Source organism: Chryseobacterium sp. Leaf180, assembly GCF_001424585.1.
Lineage (GTDB): Bacteria > Bacteroidota > Bacteroidia > Flavobacteriales > Weeksellaceae > Chryseobacterium.
Genome location: NZ_LMPJ01000009.1, coordinates 327,861 through 353,005 on the forward strand (window position 1 = coordinate 327,861; position 25,145 = coordinate 353,005).

The 25,145-nt window shown below is 36.1% G+C and carries 21 protein-coding genes, 1 tRNA gene and 1 pseudogene; 7 read left to right on the plus strand and 16 right to left on the minus strand.

Features of this window, described 5'->3' with window-relative positions; all coding sequences use genetic code 11:
- Positions 1–125 precede the first annotated feature (125 nt).
- Positions 126–764 (minus strand): hypothetical protein, encoded by a 639-nt coding sequence (locus tag ASG01_RS10590; protein ID WP_131725365.1) that lies wholly within the window; start codon positions 762–764, stop codon positions 126–128.
- A gap of 130 nt (positions 765–894) precedes the next feature.
- Here ASG01_RS10590 and ASG01_RS10595 point away from each other — a divergent pair, with 130 nt between their 5' ends.
- Positions 895–1,665, plus strand: a complete 771-nt coding sequence (locus ASG01_RS10595) for an exodeoxyribonuclease III (protein ID WP_055863476.1) — start codon at positions 895–897, stop codon at positions 1,663–1,665.
- A gap of 30 nt (positions 1,666–1,695) precedes the next feature.
- On the opposite strand, the gene ASG01_RS10600 is transcribed toward ASG01_RS10595, so the two are convergent.
- The 13 genes and pseudogenes from ASG01_RS10600 to ASG01_RS10660 all read right to left on the minus strand — a co-directional run bounded on the left by ASG01_RS10600 (position 1,696) and on the right by ASG01_RS10660 (position 17,084).
- Complete coding sequence (locus ASG01_RS10600) at positions 1,696–2,079, minus strand: septal ring lytic transglycosylase RlpA family protein (protein WP_055863478.1); 384 nt, start codon at positions 2,077–2,079, stop codon at positions 1,696–1,698.
- Between the two features lie 298 nt (positions 2,080–2,377).
- Positions 2,378–3,679: a 30S ribosomal protein S12 methylthiotransferase RimO gene (gene rimO / locus ASG01_RS10605; protein WP_055863480.1), complete on the minus strand. Its 1,302-nt coding sequence runs from the start codon at positions 3,677–3,679 to the stop codon at positions 2,378–2,380.
- 78 nt (positions 3,680–3,757) lie between these two features.
- Entirely contained in the window at positions 3,758–4,747 is a 990-nt protein-coding gene (locus tag ASG01_RS10610; protein ID WP_082498348.1) for a sugar transferase, read from the minus strand.
- A gap of 174 nt (positions 4,748–4,921) precedes the next feature.
- On the minus strand, positions 4,922–5,674 hold the full coding sequence (locus tag ASG01_RS10615; RefSeq protein WP_055863482.1) for a glycosyltransferase family 2 protein: 753 nt from the start codon (positions 5,672–5,674) through the stop codon (positions 4,922–4,924).
- A 29-nt stretch (positions 5,675–5,703) separates the two neighbouring features.
- A complete protein-coding gene (locus ASG01_RS10620; RefSeq protein ID WP_055863483.1) occupies positions 5,704–7,041 on the minus strand; it encodes a glycosyl hydrolase family 28-related protein in 1,338 nt (445 codons plus the stop codon).
- Between the two features lie 12 nt (positions 7,042–7,053).
- The gene (locus ASG01_RS10625) at positions 7,054–8,073 is read right to left on the minus strand and encodes an NAD-dependent epimerase/dehydratase family protein (protein WP_055863484.1); all 1,020 of its coding nucleotides are present in this window, start codon (positions 8,071–8,073) and stop codon (positions 7,054–7,056) included.
- Positions 8,074–8,082: 9 nt separating this feature from the next.
- The gene (locus tag ASG01_RS10630) at positions 8,083–9,186 is read right to left on the minus strand and encodes a glycosyltransferase family 4 protein (RefSeq protein WP_055863485.1); all 1,104 of its coding nucleotides are present in this window, start codon (positions 9,184–9,186) and stop codon (positions 8,083–8,085) included.
- 2 nt (positions 9,187–9,188) lie between these two features.
- Entirely contained in the window at positions 9,189–10,502 is a 1,314-nt protein-coding gene (locus tag ASG01_RS10635) for an O-antigen polymerase (RefSeq protein ID WP_082498349.1), read from the minus strand.
- Complete coding sequence (locus tag ASG01_RS10640) at positions 10,499–11,347, minus strand: glycosyltransferase family 2 protein (protein WP_055863487.1); 849 nt, start codon at positions 11,345–11,347, stop codon at positions 10,499–10,501. The genes ASG01_RS10635 and ASG01_RS10640 overlap by 4 nt, the downstream gene beginning before the upstream one ends.
- A complete protein-coding gene (locus ASG01_RS10645; protein ID WP_055863488.1) occupies positions 11,344–12,777 on the minus strand; it encodes a flippase in 1,434 nt (477 codons plus the stop codon). Before ASG01_RS10645 ends, ASG01_RS10640 begins: the two co-directional genes overlap by 4 nt.
- A 23-nt stretch (positions 12,778–12,800) precedes the next feature.
- A complete protein-coding gene (locus tag ASG01_RS10650; RefSeq protein WP_055863618.1) occupies positions 12,801–15,158 on the minus strand; it encodes a GumC family protein in 2,358 nt (785 codons plus the stop codon).
- A gap of 139 nt (positions 15,159–15,297) precedes the next feature.
- Positions 15,298–15,861, minus strand: coding sequence for a sugar transferase (locus ASG01_RS10655; protein ID WP_317038771.1), 564 nt, complete (start codon positions 15,859–15,861; stop codon positions 15,298–15,300).
- Positions 15,862–16,394: 533 nt separating this feature from the next.
- A pseudogene (locus tag ASG01_RS10660) lies at positions 16,395–17,084 on the minus strand (VIT family protein).
- 404 nt (positions 17,085–17,488) lie between these two features.
- Between ASG01_RS10660 and ASG01_RS10665 the strand changes: the two are divergent.
- On the plus strand, positions 17,489–18,169 hold the full coding sequence (locus tag ASG01_RS10665) for a type 1 glutamine amidotransferase domain-containing protein (RefSeq protein ID WP_055863489.1): 681 nt from the start codon (positions 17,489–17,491) through the stop codon (positions 18,167–18,169).
- Positions 18,170–18,315: 146 nt separating this feature from the next.
- Here the strand turns inward: ASG01_RS10665 and ASG01_RS10670 are convergent.
- Positions 18,316–18,389 (minus strand) — tRNA-Ile (locus ASG01_RS10670).
- Positions 18,390–18,455: 66 nt separating this feature from the next.
- Complete coding sequence (gene mce / locus ASG01_RS10675; RefSeq protein ID WP_055863490.1) at positions 18,456–18,851, minus strand: methylmalonyl-CoA epimerase; 396 nt, start codon at positions 18,849–18,851, stop codon at positions 18,456–18,458.
- 89 nt (positions 18,852–18,940) lie between these two features.
- On the opposite strand from mce, the gene rbfA reads away from it, so the two are divergent.
- The 5 genes from rbfA (at position 18,941) to ASG01_RS10700 (ending at position 25,098) form a co-directional block, all read left to right on the plus strand.
- Complete coding sequence (gene rbfA / locus ASG01_RS10680; RefSeq protein ID WP_055863491.1) at positions 18,941–19,300, plus strand: 30S ribosome-binding factor RbfA; 360 nt, start codon at positions 18,941–18,943, stop codon at positions 19,298–19,300.
- Positions 19,301–19,304: 4 nt separating this feature from the next.
- Positions 19,305–20,510: an ABC transporter permease gene (locus tag ASG01_RS10685; RefSeq protein WP_055863492.1), complete on the plus strand. Its 1,206-nt coding sequence runs from the start codon at positions 19,305–19,307 to the stop codon at positions 20,508–20,510.
- Positions 20,511–20,561: 51 nt separating this feature from the next.
- Complete coding sequence (locus tag ASG01_RS10690; RefSeq protein WP_055863493.1) at positions 20,562–22,346, plus strand: endonuclease; 1,785 nt, start codon at positions 20,562–20,564, stop codon at positions 22,344–22,346.
- A 59-nt stretch (positions 22,347–22,405) separates the two neighbouring features.
- A complete protein-coding gene (locus ASG01_RS10695) occupies positions 22,406–23,143 on the plus strand; it encodes a shikimate dehydrogenase family protein (RefSeq protein WP_055863494.1) in 738 nt (245 codons plus the stop codon).
- A 77-nt stretch (positions 23,144–23,220) separates the two neighbouring features.
- A complete protein-coding gene (locus ASG01_RS10700) occupies positions 23,221–25,098 on the plus strand; it encodes a DUF349 domain-containing protein (RefSeq protein WP_055863622.1) in 1,878 nt (625 codons plus the stop codon).
- The last annotated feature ends 47 nt before the right edge of the window (positions 25,099–25,145 follow it).

Consider the following 25,145-nt stretch of genomic DNA (forward strand, 5'->3'; position numbering starts at 1 on the left):
GGGTTTCGGGCGGAAAAAATCTTCGATTTTTCCCGCCCGTTTTTATATAAAGTCTTATTTCACGAAATATTTAAAACAAGAAACTCCATCGATCACTGTGGAGTTTTTCAGACTTTTATATTGATTTATTCTTTGTTCTGTGTTGCCTTTTTAGATAAAAGAGGCAAAACAATTCTTCTCACCATCGGTTTTGAGTCCTTCCAATCAGGATCATCTTTGCTATCTTTCCATGTAGTAACCATTTGAACTTCACTTGTTTGATTGAGAACAATGAATTTAGACATATCATCTATATTTTCAAATTTTGAAGGAGTGATTTTCGCAAGAAAATCTTTGTATTTTTTAGATTTGCCCCCTCTATCTAAATCCTTTATAACAAGAATTTTCGCATTAGGAAAGGCGTCTAAAATCATGTCTCTCCCTTCTTCTGCAAAATGACTATCTTCTTTATCCACCAGCAATACATAAAGATCTACCTTATAATATTTCTCTATTGCATAAAAAGCAGGAATATGATAAATACAAGGCTGACACCAACTGCCAAAAGTAAAAAAAAGTGTGTTTGGCTGATCTGATTTTTTTGCAAGACACTTTATATCTTCCGTAGTTACCGAATAAATACCATCGTAATACGATTTACTTATTTTACATTTTTCTACAGGAGTTTGCGAATGCATGATTGCAAAACAAAAAATTGATAAAATTAAAAGTACCCTTCGATTTCCAATAACATTAAACATTCTAATATAAATGTTGATTTTCATAATGTAATATTAATTTATATTTTTAGAACTGCAACACCATAAAATATAAAACAAATTACCAATACAATTTGAATAATTTCTTCTATTTCTTTTACTTGAGAAAAACAAATACAATCACTAAAAAAAACCTATGAGAATCATCACTTACAACGTCAACGGCATTCGTGCGGCTTTCACCAAAGATTTTATCAGCTGGCTGAAATCTGCTGATCCTGATATCATCTGTATTCAGGAAAGCAAAGCCGGAAATGACCAAATTGATATTGAAAGCTTAGAAAAAGCGGGATATCACAGCTATTGGCATGCGGCGGTGCGCAAAGGTTACAGCGGCGTTGGTATTGCTACGAAAATTCAGCCGAAACATGTGGAATATGGTTGCGGTATTGAAAGTTATGATAATGAAGGACGAATTATCAGAGCAGATTTTGAAGGGTTTTCTGTAATTTCTGTCTACGTACCTTCTGCATCCAATATTGAAAGACTTGAATTTAAAATGCAGTTTTGCCGCGATTTTCTGGCGTACATAAAGAAACTGAAGGAAGAGATTCCGAATCTGGTGATCAGTGGAGATTTCAATATTTGCCATCATGCAATTGATATTCACAATCCGGTCGGACTTAAAAACACCTCCGGTTTTCTGCCGATGGAACGCGAATGGATGACTGATTTTATTGAAGAATGCGAACTGATCGACAGTTTCAGATTTTTTAATAACGAACCAGATAATTACACATGGTGGAGTTACCGGCAAAACGCGCGTGCGAATAATAAAGGCTGGCGTCTGGATTATAATTTCACATCTTATAGCTTAAAAGAGAAACTTTCGCGGGCGGTGATTTTAAAAGAAGCTGTGCATTCTGATCACTGCCCAGCGCTTGTAGAAATAGATTTACAGAAATGAAAAAGCCAACTGTAAAGCTGGCTTTATATTTTAATTTTCGTCGTCTGTTATTACTTCAAACGATACGGGAACTTTTCCTTCACTCGGATTTGCAATTGCTGCAAAAGCGGCGCGTGACATATCTAAAACTCTTGAAGAATGAAAAGGTCCGCGGTCATTGACTTCTACTATGACCTCTTTTCCGTTTTTAAGATTGGTGATTTTTATTTCTGTTCCGAAGGGTAAACTTCTGTGTGCTGCTGTAAGCTTGTTGTTATCGAAAATCTCTCCGCTAGCCGTTTTTCTTCCGTTAAATTTACTGTGATAATAAGAAGCGTAACTTGTTTTTGCATCTGCAACATTATGATCTGCAAAAGAATAGGTTGCAAGAGAAAGAATTGCTGTTACCAATACAAGCGTAAAATTTTTAAGCATAACTTTTAATTTTCTGTTTGACTCGGCAAATCTATCATGAATCTCTGACCACCCATATTTTAAAAGTTAACTAATGTTAATTAAAGTATAATTAATTCATAAAAATTAATATAAAACGCTGATGTTCAATATAATAAATAGATGCGTTAAAGTATGTTAAAATAATGTAGATTCTGTTAATTTTTTTAACCGTACAGAAGACTTATTTGGATGATTCATTATTTAGTAATTTAATTATCAATACATTACAAAATAAAAAATCCGGCAAATTTGCCGGATTTTTATAATAAAGTTTATTTTAAACAATGTCTCCGTAAAGATCAAATTCTTCTGCCGAAGTGATTTTTACATCAGCAAAATCGCCGATCGAAATATACGTATCCACTGCGCTTACTAAAACAGTATTATCGACGTCCGGAGAATCAAACTCGGTACGGCCGACAAAATAATTTCCTTCTTTTCTGTCAAAAATACATCTAAAAACCTGCCCGATCTTTTCCTGATTTTTCTCCCAGGAAATCTGTGACTGCAGTTCCATGATTTCCTCCACACGTGCTTCTTTTACTTCCTGCGGAATCGTATCTTCTAAAACATATGCACCGGTATTTTCTTCGTGAGAATAGGTAAAACACCCCAAACGATCGAAACGCTGCTCGCGAACCCAGTTTTTAAGCTCCTGAAAAATCTCCTCCGTTTCGCCAGGATAACCAACGATCAAAGTGGTACGGATTGCCATATTAGGCACTTTCTCTCTGAATTTTGATAACAAAGCATTTGTTTTCTCATGCGTTGTTCCGCGTTTCATCGACTTTAAAAGTTCGGTACTAATATGCTGAAGCGGAATGTCAATATAGTTGCAGACTTTCGGTTCTTCACGGATAATATCCAAAACATCTTCCGGAAAACCACTCGGGAAAGCATAATGCAAACGAATCCATTCGATCCCTTCAACTTTTACCAATTCTTTTAAAAGATCGCCGAGCGCTCTTCTCTTATAAATATCGAGACCGTAATAGGTAAGATCCTGAGCGATGAGAATTAATTCTTTAACGCCTACTTTCGCAAGTTTTTGAGCTTCAGAAACCAGTTTTTCAATTGGTGTAGAAAGATGACCGCCGCGCATCAAAGGAATCGCACAGAATGAACAGGGACGGTCGCAGCCTTCAGAAATTTTTAAATAAGCGTAATGTTTAGGCGTGGTTATCAAACGCTCGCCAACCAATTCGTGTTTATAATCGGCACCAAGATGTTTAAGCAAAATCGGAAGATCGCGCGTCCCAAAATACTGGTCAACATCCGGGATTTCCTTAATTAAATCCGGCTTATATCTTTCAGAAAGACAGCCAGTCACAAAAACCTTTTCTACCTCACCGCGATTTTTCGCCTCAACGTAATCTAAAATCGTATTGATCGATTCTTCCTTCGCATTATCAATAAATCCGCAGGTATTAATCACTACAATATCGCCTTTATCCTCATGCACCACTTCTTTGCCATTGGCTTTCAGCTGACTCATAAGCACCTCAGAATCATAAACATTCTTTGAGCAACCAAGTGTTACAATATTGATTTTTTTCTTTCCGACCGATTTTGTACGCATCCTTTATTTTTGAGTGGGCAAAGATACGAAATAAAATATGGCAGAAATTATCGAGACGATTTATTGTATGCCGATAGATTAGTTACTGTTTAAAGTAAATACCGTTTTGATGGTCCTCCAAATGATTAAAATATCAAAAAAGAAATTATAATTTTTGATGTAATAAAGATCGTATTCGAGTTTTTCAAGATTTTCTTCAGGTGTGGCTTTTGGAAGATTAACCTGAGCCCAGCCCGTAACTCCAGGTTTAACCAAATGTCTTAAATCAAACATGGCATTTTCTGCAATACTTAATTTCACATAATGCGGACGTTCAGGTCGTGGTCCTATCAGGCTCATATCACCTTTGAAAATATTCCAGAGCTGCGGAAGTTCGTCAATCTTTGTAAGCCTTAAAAAACGGCCTACGCCATTAATTCGCATATCATTTTTTGTGGTAAAATCACCGCTGTGTTTAGCCACCATGGTCCGGATTTTAAAAATCGTGAAATTTTTTGAGTTTTTTCCCACACGTTCCTGAGAAAACAGAACTTCGCCCTTGGAGGTGATTTTAACCAACAGAAATCCCAATAAAATAAGTGGTAAAACGAATGGTAAAAGGAGAATGCTTATGAAAATATCTACGAATCTCTTGATGTTAAATTTCTCTTGGTTTTGACCGATGGTAAAAATATCATCAACAAGATATTCATTATTCTCTAACCGAACGAGAGGTGTTCGCTTATTAACCAACTCGTAAAATTCATGCGCGTCGTAGACTGCTATTCCTTTATTTCTCGCCGAGACGATCTCATTCGCAATATCCTGATTAAGATGGGTAACGTTCGAAGTTTCGAGAACGATACATTTTATCTTAAATTTCTCAAGGTATTGCGTAATCGTTATCCGTGAGTTTGTCGAATCGCAGACGATTGCTTTGTAACGTCTTTTAAATTTTCTGTCACTGAAAAGTTTTAAAGAAATATCGCTTACGTTTATAAAAAGACACACTTTCACAGGCACCGGGATTTTGAGCCTCTGAGAATTATCTCTTATCGTAACTAAAGCTTTTGATAAAGTTTTTTCCACTATTTGTCATCATGTTTTTAAAGATAAAGGATTGTAAAGGGAAATAATTGCAGATTACAATTAAAAAATTTAAATCCTATATTTTTTTCAAACTTACAGAAAAAAATTGATAATAGTAAAGATAAATATGCAACTGGCTAATACATCATTTTACTTGTAGAATAACTACTTCTTTCATTGTATATACTGGAAAATCTTCTTAATCCATCTGATATACATATAGTGTGCAGGAAAATATATGTTGTTGTTTTTAAAGGCTGAAATAATTTCCTGCTTACCCTTTTTAATGTTTTTCAAACTTTTATTTGATTCTCCTCCCATTCGCATCTTTAATAGAAACATTTTAAGATACAAAGCTTTTATTTTATGTTTTTCAAGAAAGCGAAGCATGATTTCAAAATCAGCAGCAATCTTTAATTGGGTGTCGAAATATCCAAATTTTTTATACACCTCGTTTTTTACAAAGAGTACAGGATGCGCCGGATGCCAACCTTTACTAAATGATTTTTGCTGTCCGGTTATCCACCTTCTGACAATCTTATCAGTATTTATCTCATCTACATAATATAGATCTGCATAGACGCATTCAATATTTTTAAGACTTTTAAAGGCTTGCATAACTTCTGACAGGACATTCTCATCTGTGTAAAAGTCATCTGAATTTAAGATACCAACAACATCGCCTTTCGCCATCTTAAGACCTTTATTCATAGCATCGTAAATGCCGCTGTCTCTTTCACTAATCCATTTAAAATCAATTTTGGACAATTTTTTATACTTCTTAACTATTTCGATGGTTTTATCCGTTGAACCGCCGTCAATAATAATATATTCTACATCATCGTAATTTTGCGATAAAACTGACTCAATCGCATCTGATATATATTTTTCACTGTTCCAGCAAACAGTGACTATGCTGATTTTCATAAAAAATTTATTTAAAGATCTACTAAAGATTACCTAAAGTTATTAGATGTTTTTATTTCCTTTTTAGCAAAGTCTTTCACAACTGCTGAATTTGGATATTGAATAAAATTATTCTGAAAAACAAAGCCTGAATCATGATCTGTTTGCAGAGCGTAGGTTGTGGAATATTTACGATAATCAATAAACCTATTTGAAGTTATAAAAGTACGAAGACTATTTCCACGTGAAACCAATTGTATTATAGCATCTTCCTGGCGACCTGCACAATCAATAAAGTCATTCCCAATGATACTTACATCAAATGAATTTAATAAAACAATAGGGGACATATTGATACCTTTTACTATATTATTGGCAACTTTTAGATTATTTGAATTGTTTGCAGCAATAAAATTTTTTGTATAAGTTTTCGAAGTTGCGTACGTATGCTGACCTAAAATATTATTCTCAGATATAATGATTTCGTCAGCATTTTCTATCCTTAATATCGTATTTGAATTTTCAGTTGAAATTGTATGTGAGAAAAAACAATTTGAAATTCTTACCTGCTGCACTCTTCTATCAGCAGAACCTTGTATTAAAAGAATGTCTTTAGCAATTCCCTTTCCTAATACATCCTCTACATACAGATTTGCTAGTGAAGTATTTTGATGATTTGTTTCATTATCATAAGGCTGTAATAAAATTGAATGTTCTGTTGCTCCATTCAGCCAAACGTTATTAACCCTATTTCCCCCAGCCACAATTTTTAAAGCCACCTCGCCTCCAGTGATTTCGCTGTCAGTAAATGTGGAATCGGAGAACATCTGAAAACCAATCTTATTATTACCAAAAAAGCAGGCACGCACCCTACACAGACCTTGTGATGATTTGAAACCAAACTCTGTGAAATTATAAAATCCAACATTTTCAAGATTAAATGCAGCACCGAACGCACCGTCAATACCTGTCGAAGAAAGATTATTTCCTTCAAACCGCAAACCAGTGATTTTAACAAAATCACAACCGGTTTCTGCAGTTAATATTGGAGATTCTGAAATGGCTTTAAGAACCGTACCGGCATCTTTAGTCCAATGATTAAAACCAGCACCCTGAATACTTAGACCTTTGAAAGAATAAGGTAATTTTAAACTTTTTACTAAAAATACACCCACTCCAAACGTTATAGGACGACCGGAATTTATCGCTTTTTGAATTGCGGGAGTATCATCTGTATTTCCGTCACCTTTCGCTCCAAAATCGAACACGCTTACTGCTTCACGTTTCTTCTCACTTTCAACTGAAGTATTTTTATCAGATAATCCATTACGATTCTGAGCTTGGGTATTGATTCCACAAAATAAAATGAGAAGCCAAAAATATTTCAAAACTGACTGTAATTAACTTCGTGGCGCAACTGCCTTCTTTTTTACTTCTTCGTTGATCCACTGATATGTTTTTTCCATACCTCTTCTTAAGGGTTCACTTACTTCCCACCCAATATTTTCTCTGTATAGTTTATTGTGAGAATTTCTTCCTTTTACACCTGTAGGACATTTAAAACCATATTTATCAAAAAACTCCTGACCTCCAAGATTTTTTATCTCTATATTCTTTTTAGAAATATCAATCACCATATCGGCAAGTTCATTGATGGTTACCATTTCTTCGCTTCCAATATTTACCGGTTCCGTAAAATCTGATTCCATTAGTCTGAGAACTGCTTCCACACATTCGTCGACGTATAAAAAGGATCTAGTTTGGAGACCGTCACCCCACACTTCAATTACATCTTCCTTCTGAGCTTCTGCAACTTTACGACACATGGCTGCAGGAGATTTTTCCTTACCCCCATTCCATGTTCCCTGAGGTCCAAAAATATTATGAAATCTTGCAATACGTACATTTAATTTATAATTTCTGCCGTATGATTTATAAAGGCGTTCAGAAAATAATTTTTCCCAGCCATATTCAGAGTCGGGATTTGCAGGATACGCCGAGCTCTCTTCGCAGTTTGGATTATTTGGATCTAGCTGGTTGTGCTCAGGATACATGCAGGCAGAGGAAGAATAGAAAATCTTTTTTACATTTTTTACAACCGCCTCCCTGGCAACATTCAAATTAATCAAAGCTGAGTTGTGCATTACATCGGCATCATGTTCACCGGTAAAAATGTATAAAGCACCTCCCATATCGGCAGCAAGCTGATAAATTTCATCAACGTCTTCATCGATCACATTTTTTACGACTACAGGATCGGTAAGATCACCTAAAATAAATTCATTACAAATATCATCATGGCTAAAATACTCATGCGATTTAATATCACATATTCTAACAAAGTTCCCTTCATTTTTTAATCTCTTTGCTAGGTGTCCTCCAATAAAGCCACCGCCGCCTAGCACAATAATTTTTTTCATATTAAATTTTTATTCAAATCTGTTTTTATTTCTATCGTATATCTCCTCATAAAAAAGTTTATGTTCATAAAAATTTTTTTCCCAAGAAAACATCTGCGCGTTTATCAAACCTTTATTTACAAAATCATTTCTTATGTCATCATTTTCAAGAAACATAACCGCTTCAGCAATGCTTCTTGAAGTAATTCTATTAATTAAAATTCCTGCATTTCCAACAACCTCAGGTATTGATGATGCGTTTGCGGCAATTACAGGACAACCTGCCTTCATCGCTTCTAAAGGAGGAATACCAAAACCTTCATATTTTGAAGGGTATAGCAAACAAAAAGCTATATTATATATTGCATTGAGATAATCTTCTGACACATCTGACACAACCGAATATCTGCCTGCAATTTTATTCTGTAAAAACAACTCTTCTGTATTTGTTAAGTTTTTACCGACAATCAGCAAATGATACACAGAATCTAGAATTGAAACGGAATCCACAGCAACATCAAAATTTTTATAATTCGCTCTTGAACCTACAAATAACAGATACTTTTTATTTTTGTCAATATTAGGGATTTTTTGAGAGACAATCTCATAAGCATTATTAATTATTTTAAACTTATATCCTACCCCATTATATATAACTTTAACTGTGGCAGGATCAACCCACGGATGCAATTTAAATAAATCATTTTTTGTGTTTTCAGAAATACAAATAATGCCTTGAGATCTTTTAATGGCATATCTTTTCAGATGATAATGAATTTTTCTCCGGAGACCTTTTTCAAGAAAATCCATTGTGAAATCATGAACAGTAGTAATATTTACCGCTTCGGCAGATTTACAAATGCGATAGTAGCTTGAATGAAAAATAAACTTTTCAGTTTCAACGACGTAAAGACTAAAAAAACGATTGAAATACTTCCATTTTTTCTTTTCAGAAACCACATTTTGATCTGACAGATTCGGGAAATTTATATTATCTGAATCCTCATCCAGATTCAAAAAAGTTATATTTTGATCTGGATACTTAGTAAAATTATTAATAAGCTCATACCAATAGACTGATATTCCTCCAGACTTTTGCAGCCAAAAAATAATATTATCAAAAACAATTTTCATACTTATTTTGAGAGTGTTTTTTGAATGGTTGGCAGGAATATAAATACTGCTACAATTACAAACTGATACAGAAAAGTAGAAACTTCTCCTCTACAGAAATCTACGATTAGAGTAAAAAAAATGAAGTTGTAACGTTGATCTCTGATATTTTGTAAAATGATGATGCCCATCCCAATGAATAAATACATTAGGGCAGGACCAAAATATCCAAAATTTATAAAAAATTCGGAAACGGGTGTAAAAGCAAAACCCATCCCGTTTTTACCGTAGTACCTTTCGACAAACTGAGTTCCGAGGGATTTGGGTTTTTCAGGGAAAATTTCCCTCGGTATAAAATTTATGATCGGATTAATGAATACCGTTTCTCCGTATTTGAAATGATAATTCTTATTTTTTTGTGCTCTTTCCACTTCAAAACTTAATGTGTAAAACGGATAGACAAATTCATTACTTGAAAGCGTGATTGCAATCTTTTCTGCAGGTGTATATTTTGCGCCGCCTAATAATTCAGACCTTAAGGTACCGATGTATAAAAATGCAAGGATAAGAGCCAAAAGACCCACAAATTTCAGATAAGTAAATTTGATTTTTTTAATATTTGCAAAAACCCAGAAGATACCAATAATTACAGGCGCAAAATCTTTTCTATTACCAGCCGAAAGCTGCATTGATGAATAGAATACAAAAAGAAAAATGATAAAATATTTTAAATATTTTTTTAGATTCTGAAAATGATAGACGAAAAAGAGAAAGCCTCCCGTGATAAGAAAGCCCACAATAATTTCTAGCTGGCTTGTTTCCTTTATTAAATCATTCCGCTCACTTTTCATCAGTGACTGTGGATTAAAAAAGAGACCCTGATTTATAAAGAAAGCTGCTTTATATACTACCAACACCGAGACAATTGCTGCGAGAATTACTGAGTAGTTTTTATCAAAACTTGATTTTGTTTCAAGAGAGGTATAGACTTCTTTTCTTAAAACTGAAGTTCCTATAAGGTATGTGAAGACAGCAGCCAAATAAATGATTACAGAACTGTAAACTTCAGAATCTACTTTCGTATATAGCACATATTGCACTAAGAAAACAAAAATTCCGTACAGGTAAAAAAATATAAAAAATATGAGACTTGAATTATTAAAATACAGAGTTTCATATTGATTTTTAATGATAAAAAATCCTAACAGAAGAGTGTAAATTAAGATCGTAAGAACGTAATCATCATTCTGATTAAAATACAGTATCAACAAGAATATCAATCCCAAAAAACATTGAGCGACTGCTAGCAATACCAACATATTTTTAAAAATCTTCATATCTGTGGTTTTGCTGACAGGAAGCCTTCTACAAGACCTTTGAGCTGCGCGACGTAAAATTTTGAATGCTTCGGCTTATGAAAGATATGTATGATAATACCTATGACGCTAATGCTAATTTTTTTCAGAAATTTACTTACAAATTTATGCTTTTTGCAGAGGAAAGCAGTTCCGCAGGCATAAGAATAAGCTCTTTTTAAAGACTGCTCATCACCTTTTTCCAAAATGGTTTGAGGATGATAAAAGATAATTTCCGGTGAATAAATAACCCTGAATTTTTTTGAATTTAATATTCTATACAGCCAATCATAGCCTTCTTCTGAACCGTAGTACATACCGGCGCCCATATGCTCATCAAACTGAAAGTCTTTAAATATTTCAGACGAAGCGAGCATTGTTGCCTCAACAAAACCTCCGTTCATCGTTGCAGGCGATAATTCAAAAGATTTTTTATTAAATCTAATGACGCTGTCATTGCCGGAATTATCGATACATTTTCCGAATACAGCATTAAAACCTGATGTTTTAATTAAATCAAGCGCTTTTCTGTAGGTTTCAGGTGTAACTTTACAATCGTCATCCGGGCAGGAAATATAAGAGCCCTTAGCTTTTGAAATACCAAAATTTTTGGCTTTTGATAATCCTTTGAAATTTACTTTATAATGCTTAATCTTCAGATATACTGAAAACTTTGATATAACATTATCTAAGCGGTTATCATTATTCTGATCAACAATCAAAATTTCGTGTTTGATATTATCTAGCCCTTGCGTCAATGATAAGAGCAATGCAGACATATCTTCTGTTCTACCGACGGTAGGTACAATAATGGAAAGCTCGATCATAGACTTTTTTTTATTTTTCTCTGGACGAGCACAAATATCTCATTTTTTAATATGAAACCGTATGTGATGAGGTAATATATTCCAAAAAAAGCCATCGTTATCAGCAAAACAATGAGTGGCTCTCTCGAAAGCATTTGAGAAACATTTACAAAAAAGACAGATGGAATTGCAAATACCAGGTAAGTTAAAATCTGTTTTACATCAATAAAATCTACTAAAGATTTTAATGCAAAGAATAAGCATACCAGCATTACAATGCTTTCTACGATTAAATTTGTAATGGCAGCGCCTATAGCTTTAAATTTTGAAATCAGATAAATATCAAAAAAAACACATGCGATGATGGCTCCGATCACAGAGATCATAATCTGCTTATCCTTTTTCATGGGTATAAGAATTTGCTGAGAAAATATAGTAGAAAGACCTATCAGTATAATTACAGGACTTAAGATTTTTATCAAAATTGACGCTTGAGTATATTTGCTGCCTGCGAATACTGTGATAATGTAATCTGAACATGAATAAAACAGAAAAACAATAGGTATAGATGTAGCAAGCACGAAGCTTATAGATTTTTTTATGAGTTCACGAAAGTGATTCAGATTTTTATCTGCAAATGCCCCAGAGAGATTAGGCATCAAAACAACACCTAAAGAACTTACGATCATTATAGGAATCTTGGTAATTTTTAAAGCCGTAGAAAAATAACCTACCTGCTCGTCATCTGATAAAAAGCCCAAAAATATTGTATCCAAAAATAGAAATAATGTAATTGCTGCCCTAGAAAAAAAAATATAAAAAATAGGCAAAAAATGCTTTTTTACAACTGATGATGAAAATTGCACTTTTATCTGAACTTCCTTTCTTACGATATAAAAATTTACAACAGCATTAACTGCTGTAGATAAGACAATCATTAAAAAATAGTATATCGCATGACTTTTATTGTGTATAAGGATAAATAATAATGCGAAGAAGAATAAACGATTTAAGATCGTGCGCACTGCGATAAAACGAAATTGAGCCGTTCCCTGAAAATACCATTCAACAATAAAAGTTGTGGATATAAGCATTACTCCACCAACAACTAAATATTGCTGTAGTGTTTCACCAGAAAAAAATAAAAATGTTATAAGAAGATATAAGGCCGATAGAAGAATAGTGAACAAGAGTTGTATTGAAAAAATTTCAGAAAAAACTTCCGCCACCTGACTTTTATCTGCTCTTGCAATTTCTCGTACGCCATATATGGGAATACCAAGCCCGGCAAACAATATAAAATACCCTACGAAAGAATCTGCAAAATTTACCCTTCCTATTCCGTCAGGTCCTAAAATCCGCGTTATATAGGGAAAAGTAAATACTGGAATGATTAGCTGAGATAAAGATAACGCAGTATTGTAGACAAAATTTTTACTTACTGATGACATTCTAATTTTTCTCTTCTACTCCCTTACGACTTTTTCGAAAACTGCCACCATTTTTTGGTATCCTGCTGGTATCCATAGCCAAACTTATTTCCGTAGCCAAAATTTGTCTTCTTCACATCATTTAAAACAAAACCAGTATTGCGTATCTTTTTATTAATGATTTTATCATTTGCAAATTCAATAAATTCCTGCTCGGAGTATTCACTTCTCACTACATATATCGTAGCATCAGCAACATGAGAAAATATCAGAGAATCTGTCACCAACATAAGCGGAGCTGTATCCAGGATAATAAAATTATAGAGATCTTTTACTTCTGCCATCAGTTGCTCATACCGGCCGTTTTCGAAGAGTTCTGTGGGATTCGGCGGTATACTTCCTGAAAACATAAAATCACAATTACTGTTAAAATTACTTTTGTGGATAAGCTCAGAGGCTTCCTTTGAATGATCATAAAGATATTCCGTAAGTCCTGCTGCATTTTTCATTTCAGGGCTGTAACGCTGAAGTTGAGGATTTCTGATATCTGAGCCAATAATTAAAACTTTTCTTTGCGGTGATGCGAGTGCCAAAGCGAGATTTACAGATATGAATGTTTTTCCTTCACCTTTCACGCTGGAAGTAACGAAAATTATTTTCCCTTTATCGGTATCTGGAAGCATGTATCTGAGGTTGGTAACAAGTATTCTGAAAGATTCGGCCATTGGACTTACATCATTCAATTTGATCAACTCATCAGATTTCTTTGTATAGCTTGGAATTTCTGAAAGTACAGGAGTTTCAGATAAAATCTGCAACTGTGAGCGGGTTATTATTTTATTGTTGAGTGCCTGTCTCAAATAAATAATAAGCGCCGGCAGTAAGACTCCAAAAATCAATGCGCCAAACAATATTATCATTTTCTTTGGTGATACTGGCTTTCGGGAACTGTACGCGTCATCTATGACACGAGCTTTTTCCGAAGTATTAGCCATCGTAATTGCAGCCTCTTCTCTTTTCTGCAACAACAGCAGATAAAGATTTTCTTTTATCTGCTGTTGACGTTCAATATCTCTAAAAACTTTTTCCTGCGCAGGAACTTTTCCAATTCCTGTTTCCGATTTATCTAGCTGACCCTGAATATTTCTGGTGTAAATACCAATATTTCTTTTGGCACTCTGCAGACTTTGCATAATTCCTTTACGCAAATTGGCAATTTGATTGGTTAAATCTTTTACAATAGGATTTTCTGAGGTTCCAGATTCCAGCAATCTGTTTCTGTCAAGAATCAGCTTATTATACACTGCAATATTTGATGCAGCATCCGCATTATCAAGCCCAATATTTGTAGGAAGAATCTGGTTGGAAGATTCTTTGTTAAGATAATTTATAAGAAGATCTGTAACTTCATTCTGTGTTTCAAGCTCAAGTACACGTTTTTCGGCCTCTGTATTCATCTGCAGGCTAATTTGAGCCTCAGAAGAAATATCTACTATTGCATTCTGAGTTTTAAAATTTTCCTTTCGGTTTTCTACCTGTCCGAGCTGTTGAGAAATTACAAGAATACGATCATCAATAAAATCCATGGTATTTTTAGACTCCTTATTTTTATCGTTGATCGCAAAGGTATTATAGTAAAGCACCAAAGCATTAAGAATATCTCTGGCTTTTTCTTTATTGGGATACAGCATCTGGAGCGCGATTACCGAAGCATCTTTATTGGCAAGATCTACATCAATCATTTTCTGAAAACTATCGATGTTTGCCTCCTGATCTATAAATTTAAAATAAATACGATTTGTATCTATTTTTCTGTTTTTTGCAGAATTGTATTTTGGATTTTTTGTAATTAAAATATTGGCAAATGGAAGATTTATCGTCTTATTAAATTCTCCGGCTATATCTTTTTTAAAACTCTCTGAAGTAAGAACGAACGAATTACCCTTTGATGTTATGAAAATTGGATCCAACTTAGGATTAAAATCTTCTTTTTCATTAATCAAAAATATGCGGTACGGCGAAGTTGTTTTATAAAGTTCTATATCATAGAAAGTCTGCTTTGCATAAATAGGCAACTGGGTGGAAAAATCTTTTAGAGTATTTATTAATAGCTTTTTTGATTTAAAAATTTCTATCTCATTATCTATACTGTTTGTTCCCATTCCGGAAAAGCCAGACAAACCTTGCAAAGCGCTAAAGTCTCCCGCAGCTGCAGACATAGTAGAAGCTTCTTTTATTAAAACACTCGTTTTATTCTCGTAAACAGGAACACTTTTTTTGATATATAAAACTCCAATAACTAATGCTATAAAAATACTGAGTCCAAACCAATACCATTTCTGAATATAAGGCTTCAAAACATCCTTCATACTCTTTTCTCTGGCTTCTATCCTTTCACTCATCACCTGTAAATATGTTGCTTTTTTAAGTGGCGAAATATACACATTTTCAACAAATTTATTACAGCTTTACTACTTTTTTGATTGAATATTTGTCTAAAGCAAGAAATCTGAGAATTAATCAGATCACTAAATTAAAATGCTAGATTATTCCTAGTGTTTTCCAAATAATCATAAAATCATTCTTCAGACTCAATTCCCGGTAATATTTCAGATTCAAACGCACTTTTTCCGGGAAAAGTATTTCGTCGTTATAGAGGAGCGGGTTTTTCTGTTTTGAAAGGAGGAATTCCTCGTTGCGGAAAATAATTCCGGCTTCACTGGTGAGGCCGGGCTTTAATTCTAAAATAAGTCGGTTTTCGCCGGTCAGCTGGTCATAATATCCCGGAATATCCGGTCGGGGACCCACGAGCGACATATCGCCGAAAAGTATATTAATAAGTTGGGGCAGTTCATCAAGTTTTGTCCGGCGCATCCAATTTCCGAATGCCGATTTGGTATGATTCCGATGATGGTACGTCTTAAATTTCCAAATAACGAAAGGCTTTCCGAATCTTCCTATTCTCTGCTGACTGAAAATTCCCGGAAATCCTGTATCTGCAGATGCTGCTAAAAATAAAATCAATAGAAAAGGAAGTAGAATGACCACGGCAATGCTGCTTACCACATAATCCATTAAAGCCTTCCAGAGCGGGTATTTTTTCAATTTCTTTGTGCTGAAATGCAAATATAACCAAAGAATTTTAAGTGTACTCAAACAATCTTTTTTTGTGATGATCCTATATAAAAATTCCAAATATGAATTCACGATTCATGGAAGTTTATTCCGATCACTACATCAGGCAATAGGTATGATTTTGATTATGATTTTATTTCACACCGTACTGCTTCACCGTTAAAATTACTCCTGCAATTGAAAGACAAAGGGTTTATATTTTCTTAGTTTATGTACGCGAACAGATTTAAAAACATGTGACAGTAAATGGGTAGTTTGAATTAAATATTTAGAAATTTCGCGCACTGTGAATCGGTTGATATGTATATATATTATTTATAATTGCTGTGCGGAATCTGACGAAAATAAAATCAAAATGCACTCCGGAACATCTTCTTACCCCAAATACCACATTCACGCTCTATCCATACACTATCTATGCTTTATCTATGCTTTATCTACGCTTTACCGATAGAGCGATGGAAACAGATTTTACTTACAGATAAAACATTCACAAAAAATCTTTACAAAAAGGCAGAAACACCAAATAAATTCCCAATTAGAGAGTAACTGCCATCACAACCGTGCCCCAGAAGCAGATTCTTAACACAGCGATTTTGATTTTCGAACCGCCTGTTTTTGCAGATAATGCACCGAGAATCATCAGGAAAACAATCAAAAATCCGTGCTGGAAATAGACCATCTCTTTAATAGGTGAAAAAATTGACAAACAAAAAGGTAAAACCGCTCCCGAGGCAAACGATCCAAAAGACGCGAATGCAGCCTGCAAAGGTTTTGCCTGAGAAATTTCGTTAATGCCTAATTCATTGTGAGCGTGTGCTGCCAAAGCATCATATTGAGTAAGTTCTGTCTCGATCAGCATAGCGGTTTCTTTGCTTACGCCGCGATTTTCGTAGATTTTCTTCAACCCGTGAAGTTCACTTTCTGGCATTTCTTCAAGTTCCTGTTTTTCGCGTAGTAAATCGGCTATTTTTTGTATCTTCCTGAGAACTCACAGAAACATATTCAGTTGCAGCCATAGACATTGCACCGGAAATCATTCCCGCCAAAGCCGCTAAAATAACGGTATTCCGTTGCGGACTGGCTGCTGTAAGACCGATTACGATGCTTGTCGTCGACAGCAATCCGTCATTTGCACCCAAGACCGCTGCACGGAGCTATCCTATTCTGTTTACGTAATTTTTTTTCTGAATGTTGACACATCGTTTTCATATACTTATTTTGACAGCTCAATATAAATGCCTTTAAAATTACAGAATATTTAAACCAAACTGTTTCCATTTAAAAATATCATTTTGTTTAAAACTTATTGAAATTATAAACATCTTTAAGTTCGTTTTCATAATTCTTTAATTTAAATAAGATATAAATTACATCTGTGGTCAGTTAAAAACATTCTCTCTCACATTGACTGCAGCGATAAACATGTGGTAAGTGCGCATTGGCAGTAGACTTGCATACAGAGAATCGGAACTGATTTTTACAACTTTATGGTCACTGCTTTTTCATCCTTAATGAATTTTAAAAGAATAAATTGAAAAATACAGTTTTCACTAAAAATCAGAAATTTATAAACATTACTTAAAACATAGAAAAAATGAAAGTATTATTAGTCTTAACCTCTCACGATCAGTTGGGAGACACCGGGAAAAAAACAGGATTTTGGGTTGAAGAATTTGCATCGCCGTATTATTCTTTTAAAGATGCAGGTTTTGAAATTACGGTTGCCACTCCGAAAGGTGGTGCTGCGCCGATTGACCCGAGCAGCGAAGTTAAAGATGCACAAACTGCAGCTACAGAACGCTATTATAAAGATGATGAAGCTCAGAAAATCATCGCCAATACCGATAAACTAAGTGATCAGAAAGCCGGAGATTTTGATGCGGTGTTCTATCCCGGAGGTCACGGACCGCTTTGGGATCTCGCAAATGACAAAGATTCTCAGCAGTTGATTCTGGATTTTTATAACAGTAAAAAACCTGTGGGAGCCGTTTGTCACGCGCCTGGCGTTTTTAAAAATATCAAACTTGAAAACGGTGATCCATTCGTAAAAGGTAAAAACGTAACCGGTTTTTCAAATACCGAAGAGGAAGCTGTAAAACTGACGGATGTCGTTCCTTTCCTCGTGGAAGATGAACTGAAAAAATCAGGTGGAAATTATACCAAAACGGATGACTGGGGCGTGCATGTGGTAGAAGACGGTTTGCTGATTACAGGTCAAAATCCCGCTTCTTCAGAAGCCGTTGCCGAAAAGCTAATTTCAGTTTTAAAAGGATAAAAAAATTAAAAGAAAAGTTTCAAACTCAATTTATTATCAATAGTTGGTGTAATAATTTTGCACCAACTATTTTTTATCTAAATCTTTGCTCTATCATTTATAAACAAAAAAGCACCTACATATCTGTAAGTGCTTCATTCTAAAAGTGGTCCCACTTGGGCTCGAACCAAGGACAACCTGATTATGAGTCAGGGACTCTAACCAACTGAGCTATAGGACCTCAAAAATTTGGTTAAATTTTGTGATGGCAAAAATAGGAAAATTTATGGGAATGCAAAAAGTTTTTTCACTTTTCCTGGCATAATTCCACCAGCACGCCATTGGTACTTTTCGGGTGCAAAAAGACAATCAGTTTATTATCAGCACCTTCCTTTGGCTCCTCAGAAATAAATTCGAAACCTTCTTTTTTTAAACGTGATATTTCTGTATAAATATTTTCCACCCCAAACGCCAGATGATGTATGCCCTCTCCTTTTTTCGCGATAAATTTGGCAACCGGACTCTCTTCGCGGCTCGCTTCCAGTAATTCAACTTTTGATTCTCCCGTTTCGTAAAATGAGGTGGTAACACCTTCACGCTCCACCGCCTCTTTTTTGTAGGCAGATTTCCCTAAAAGTCTGGCAAAAAGGTCATCAGATTTCTCAAGAGACTTTACGGCAATGCCGATGTGTTCTAATTTCATGCGTTTGAAGATATATTTAAAGTAAGGAATGCGGCTTTTGGCCTTTGTGAATCTGCAATTCAAACAAAAATAGTAAATTTGCTGCGATTATGGAAAGCAACAGACAAAGAAAAGTAGCACAGATTATACAGGAAGATTTCGCAGAACTCTTCAGAAAACAGTCGGCGGAAAGCAAACAGAGCATTCTGGTTTCGGTTTCTGACGTTAAAATTTCTCCCGATCTTGGCGTGGCAAAAGTGTACCTCAGCATTTTCCCGAAAGAACACCGCGATTCTGTGATGAAAGAGATTGAAGCCAATAAACCACAATACAGAAATTTTCTGGGTCAGAAAATGGCAAAGCAGGTTCGTGTTATTCCGCACCTCAATTTTTATTTGGACACTGCACTTGATGATGTAGAAAAAATAGAAAAAGAACTTCGCGGCGAAGGCGATAATCCTGTGTTGTAGGCGTTTGAAAAATATTTCGTTTTATATTGCCAGAAGATATCTGCTTTCGAAAAAAGGCAGCACTGCGGTTACGTTTATTACTTGGCTGGCAGTGGGCGCTATGGCGGTCGCTGTGACGGCGATGTTTGTCATTATCTCAGTTTTTTCTGGTCTTGAAGATTTAAACCAGGAACTTATTGCGAATCTTCACGCCGATCTTACGATTCAAAGCACTTCGCAAAAAACAATCGCCAACACCTCTCAGGTAGAAAACGTTTTAAAAAACAATAAAGATATTGCTGCATTTTCCCGTCTCATCGAGGAGAAAGTGTACATCAATTATAACGGCAAAGGCGACGTTGCCTTTCTGCGGGCCGTAGATCCTTTTTACACGAAAGTAAATCCCGTTAACGAAAATCTTGCACTCGGTTTTTATCCTGATTTTAAATATAATGATGAGGTGATTATGGAAAACTCGCTCAATCTGAGAATGGGAATTCCGGTAGGTTCTGAGAAAGATTTCGCCACCCTTTTCATGCCAAAACCCGGCACAGGAATTATCAGCAACGAAGCAGATATTTACAATAAAAAAGACATTCTCGTTACCGGAATCTTTCCGGGAAATGAACAGATCAACAATTATATTATAGCGCCGATCGGTCTTGCAGAGGAACTTTTAAATCTTCCTAAAAATTCTGCCTATCAGATTGTCATTAAACTTAAAAATCCTGATAATGCAGATGCGGTAAAACAAATGCTGCAAAGTGCATTGGGAAAATCGGTTGAAATCAAAACCAAACAGGAAGAAAACGCTGCGTTCTGGAAGATGATTAACACCGAAAAAATGTTTATTTATCTGATTTTTGCGCTGGTGATCTTTATCACGACTTTTAATCTCGCAGGCGCGATTATTATCCTTCAGCTTGACAAAAGAGAACAGGCACGATCGCTTGTCTCACTGGGTTTCCCTATAAGTCATCTTCGCAAAACCTATTTCTACACTGGAATTTTAATTACAGTTGGAGGTGTGATCTCAGGCTTACTTCTCGGAACTTTGCTGTGCTATATCCAACTATCTACAGAGTTTTTCCGGGCAAACGAAATGCTGGCTTTCCCCATACGCATAGTGGCCAAGAATTACCTGATTGTTTCTGCAACCGCCTTACTTTTCGGAATCAGTATATCATGGTTTTTTTCGAAGATTAGCAAAAACTATATTACCAAATCTTAATATATTTCCTGCACTTATTTACCTAAATTTGTCATCCCAATTTTAGATAAAATGAAACATTCTTTATTAAGTTTTGTACTGGGCTTAATGTGTACTTTCTCATTAGCACAGGCACCTGCCAATTACTACGACGGAACCGCAGGATTATCCGGATCAGCTCTGAAAACGCAGCTCCGCACCATCATTACCAACGGCCATACCGACAACGGCTATGGCGGGCTCTGGACCGGTTATCAGACCACAGACCGCGATTATTTTTATGAAAACGACGGAACGATCTTAGATATCTATTCCGAAAACCCTACCGGCGCAGATCCTTACAATTTCACCATCACGACAAACCAATGCGGTGGAAGCGGCTATGTGAATGAAGGAGACTGCTACAACCGTGAGCACATTGTGCCTCAGAGTTTGTTTAATGAAGCTTCTCCGATGAAAAATGACATCAATTTCATCCGTGCAACTGACGGAAAAGTAAACGGAATGCGTTCAAACTTTCCTTTCGGTACGGTAGGAACAGCGACTTACACTTCACTAAACGGTTCAAAACTTGGAAACTCTGTTTCTGCAGGTTATTCAGGAACTGTTTTTGAGCCAATTAATGCTTTTAAAGGTGATGTAGCGCGTATGATCTTTTATTTTGTAACAAGATACGGCGCGCAGCTTTCAACTTTCCAGTCCGGAAACATGCTTGGAGGAGCAGAATTTCCTGGTTTACAACAGTGGGAGCTTAATCAGCTTTTGGTATGGCACACTGCAGATCCTGTTTCACCGGCAGAAATTGCGCGAAACAATGCTTCGTATGCGTATCAGGGAAACAGAAATCCGTACATCGACAATCCGTCTTTCGTAGCGTCTGTTTGGGGAACTCCGGTAATCGACAATCAGGCACCAACTGCACCTACAAACCTTGTGGCGAGCAACCCGACTTCAAATTCTATTACCTTAAACTGGACGGCTTCTACAGACAACATTGGTATTTCTGCTTATGATGTTTATATGAATGGTTTGCTTAAAACTACGGTTACAGCTACTACTGCGACGATTTCAGGTCTGGCACCGACAACGGCGTACAGCTTTTACGTAATCGCAAGAGACACTTCAAACAATCCTTCACCTCAAAGCAACACGGTTTCTGCAACGACACTTGCAGGCGTTCCAGGAACAGGAAGCTGCGGAACTGAAGATTTTTCTACCATTCCGGCAGCAGCAAATTCTTACGCTACTCAGGTTTGGACGAGCAACGGAATTACCTATACTTCTACAGATTCCCGTACTGATGAGACAATTAACGGTCGCGCACTGATTATCAGAAACGGCAATATGACGACTTCAAGCGTTACCGGTGGAATTTCAAGTTTAACTTTAACCACACAACTGAAATTTTCCGGAACTTCCAACAGCTTAAATGTTTTGGTAAATGACGTATTGGTAGGTATCATCCCTTACAGCGCTACCGTTGCAACAACGACGATCAGCAACATCAACGTAACCGGAAATTTCGTGTTGAAAATTGTACAGCCAATCACCGGAAACCGTGTGGCGATCGATGATCTCAGCTGGTCTTGCGCAGGAAATCTTGGTACAGCAAATGTTACAAAAGATTCTTCAGCGTTCAGTATTTACCCAAATCCGGTAAAGAACCATGAGCTTTTTGTAAAAGGTGAAAATTTAAGCAAAACTGCAAAAGCAGAAGTTTATGATCTTTCCGGAAAACTGATTTTAAAGGTTGATCAGCCATTCAAAAATTCAAACAAAATCAATCTTCATGGCGTAAGCAAAGGAGTTTACATCCTGAAGACAGACAATTCTTCTTCGAAATTTATCGTTGATTAATTTTAAACAACATATCCATTGAAGACCGGTTTTTCCGGTCTTTTTTTTATTTTTGAAAGATGAATTCCCAGATCAAACTCGGGCTGATCGGCCGCAATATATCCTACTCTTTTTCGAAAATGTACTTTGAAAAAAAGTTTACAAAACTCAATCTCGATCATGTTTCCTATTCTTTATTTGATTTAAATGAAATCAGCGAAGTTGAAGAGCTATTTGAGGATTCGTCGGTGGCCGGTTTTAATGTGACGATTCCCTATAAAGAAGCGGTTATTGATTATCTTGATGAACTGAGCGAGGAGGCCAGAACAATCGGTGCAGTAAACTGTGTGAAAATTGAGAACGGCATCAAAAAAGGTTTTAATACCGATGCTTACGGATTTGAAAGAACGCTGGATATTCAGTTACAAAATCATCATCAGTCGGCAATCGTTCTCGGCGATGGCGGAGCAGCGAAAGCGGTACAGTTTGTTTTAAAAAAGAAACAAATCCCGGCTATTACCGTTTCGCGAAAATCTGAATTTACATTTGAAAATTTAACCAAAGATCAAGTCGAAAAAAACCTGCTTATCGTACAGTGTACGCCTGTCGGCACGTTTCCGAATGTGGAAGATTCTGTAAAATTTCCGTTTGAAGGAATTTCAGAAAAACATCTCGTAATCGACCTTATTTACAACCCGGAATACACCAAATTTTTAAGTGAAGCTGCCGCGCGCGGAGCACAAACGGCCAATGGATTTTATATGCTTGAACAGCAGGCAGAAAAAGCCTGGGAAATTTGGGAGGTTCAGAAAAAATAGCATAAATTAGTGCCTTGTTTCCGAAAGACAGATTTTTCGGAAACCCGCTAGACCGCCATTCACAAAACAGATTTGCTATGACTACAGAAAACAACCTTTCTGAAAACGAGGAAAACAAACCTTTTCCTGAAGAAAATACTGCCGAAACCCCGGCTGAAAAAGAGACTGAAACCACCTCTGCAAATACAGAGGAAGAAACTTCTTCAGATGTAACAGAAGCTACCGAAACGCCTTCCTCAGAATCTGAAACTTCTGAAATGCCTTCGCCTGAAGAAAAACCAGCTGAAAATCTGGTTGATCTTTCGCTTGATGAAGCGTTGCAGCAAATGGAGAAAATCATTAATGCTGAAAATGCCGGCGAGCATACGAAAGAATTTAATAATTTTAAAGAAATGGCTAACCGCGCGATTCACCACGATATCGACGCTAAAAAAACAGAGTACACAGAGGGCGGATCGGCTGCAGAAAATTTCAGTTATGAACATCCTTCGCAGTCGAGATTTAATGCTTTGGTGCATATTTTCCGCGAGAAGCATGATGCTTTTCAGAAAAATCAGGATGCAGAACAAGGCAAAAATCTGGAGCACAGACAGCAGATTATTGACCGTCTGAAAAATCTGTACACCAATTCTGAGCCTGGTGTGAATCTCTTTAAATCAATCCGCGAGATTAAGGAAGAATGGTCGAATGCCGGACAGGTGGCAAAGTCTGAATTTAAAATTTTAAACAATAATTATTTTCATCATCTGAATCAGTTTTATCAGATGCTGGATATGAATAAAGAATTTCTTGAGCAGGAATATTCGCATAATCTTGAAAAGCGTCAGCACATCATTGCACGCGCGAAAGAGCTTGAAAATGAAACTTCTGTACAGAAAGCACTGAATGAACTTCAGTATCTGCACAAACTCTGGAAAGAAGAAGCTGAGCCTGTCGCCGAAGAACACCGCGAGAAGACGTGGGATGAATTTAAGGAAATTTCGAACAGGATTCACGACCGCAAATCTGAACTTTCTGCAGCGATTGAAACTGAACAAAATGCCAATCTGGAGAAGAAAGTTCAGATTATCGAAGAGATTAAAAAACTCGCAGAGCCACAGGATAATCCGAGTCACGGTTACTGGCAAAACTCAATCAAACGCGTGGAAGAACTTCGTTCTGAATTTCTTAAAACCGGAAATGTGCCGAGAAAAATCTCGAACAGCAACTGGAATGATTTTAAAACCATTCTCAGAAACTTCAACAGCCAGAAAAACAATTATTACAAATCATTAAAAGGTTCTCAGCAGCAGAATCTTGACGAAAAAATGAAGCTGATACAGACTGCCAAAGACAATATGATGTCTGAGGACTGGGAAACTGCAGTGGCACTCTTTAAAAAACTTCAGGACGACTGGAAGCAGATCGGGCATGTACCGAAAAGCATGACGAATAAAATCTGGGACGAATTCCGTGAAGCGTGCAATACATTTTTTAATAATTATCGTGAAAAAAGCGCTGCTTCTACCGATAACTGGAAGGAAAATTACAAAATGAAGCGCAATCTTCTTGAAGATCTGAAAACCATTGGTGACGAGGAAGGAAGTGTAGAAAAAATTGAGACGATAAAAACTTCGTGGAATAATATCGGGAAAGTGCCCAGAGATAAGATTGGCATCAATACTGAATTTAACAAAACGCTTCGCGAGAAACTTAAACTCAATAAAATTAACGAATACGAACTTAAGGAAGACGGTTTAACAGAAAATCAGCTGACTGATAAAGCGCGTAAGATGAAGAATCAGATCGCTGATCTCGAATCTGAAATTGTAAAGCTTGAAAACAATATGTCGTTCTTCAAAAATCCTTCACGCGACAATCCGCTTTTAAAGGATACGTATCGTACGATCGACGAAAAACGCGTGCAGCTCGATGGTATGAAGCAAAGCCTTCACCATATTATTTCGGGCGAATAAAATTTAATAAAAATAAAATTCAGGCGAAGCAAAGAAATTTGTCTTCG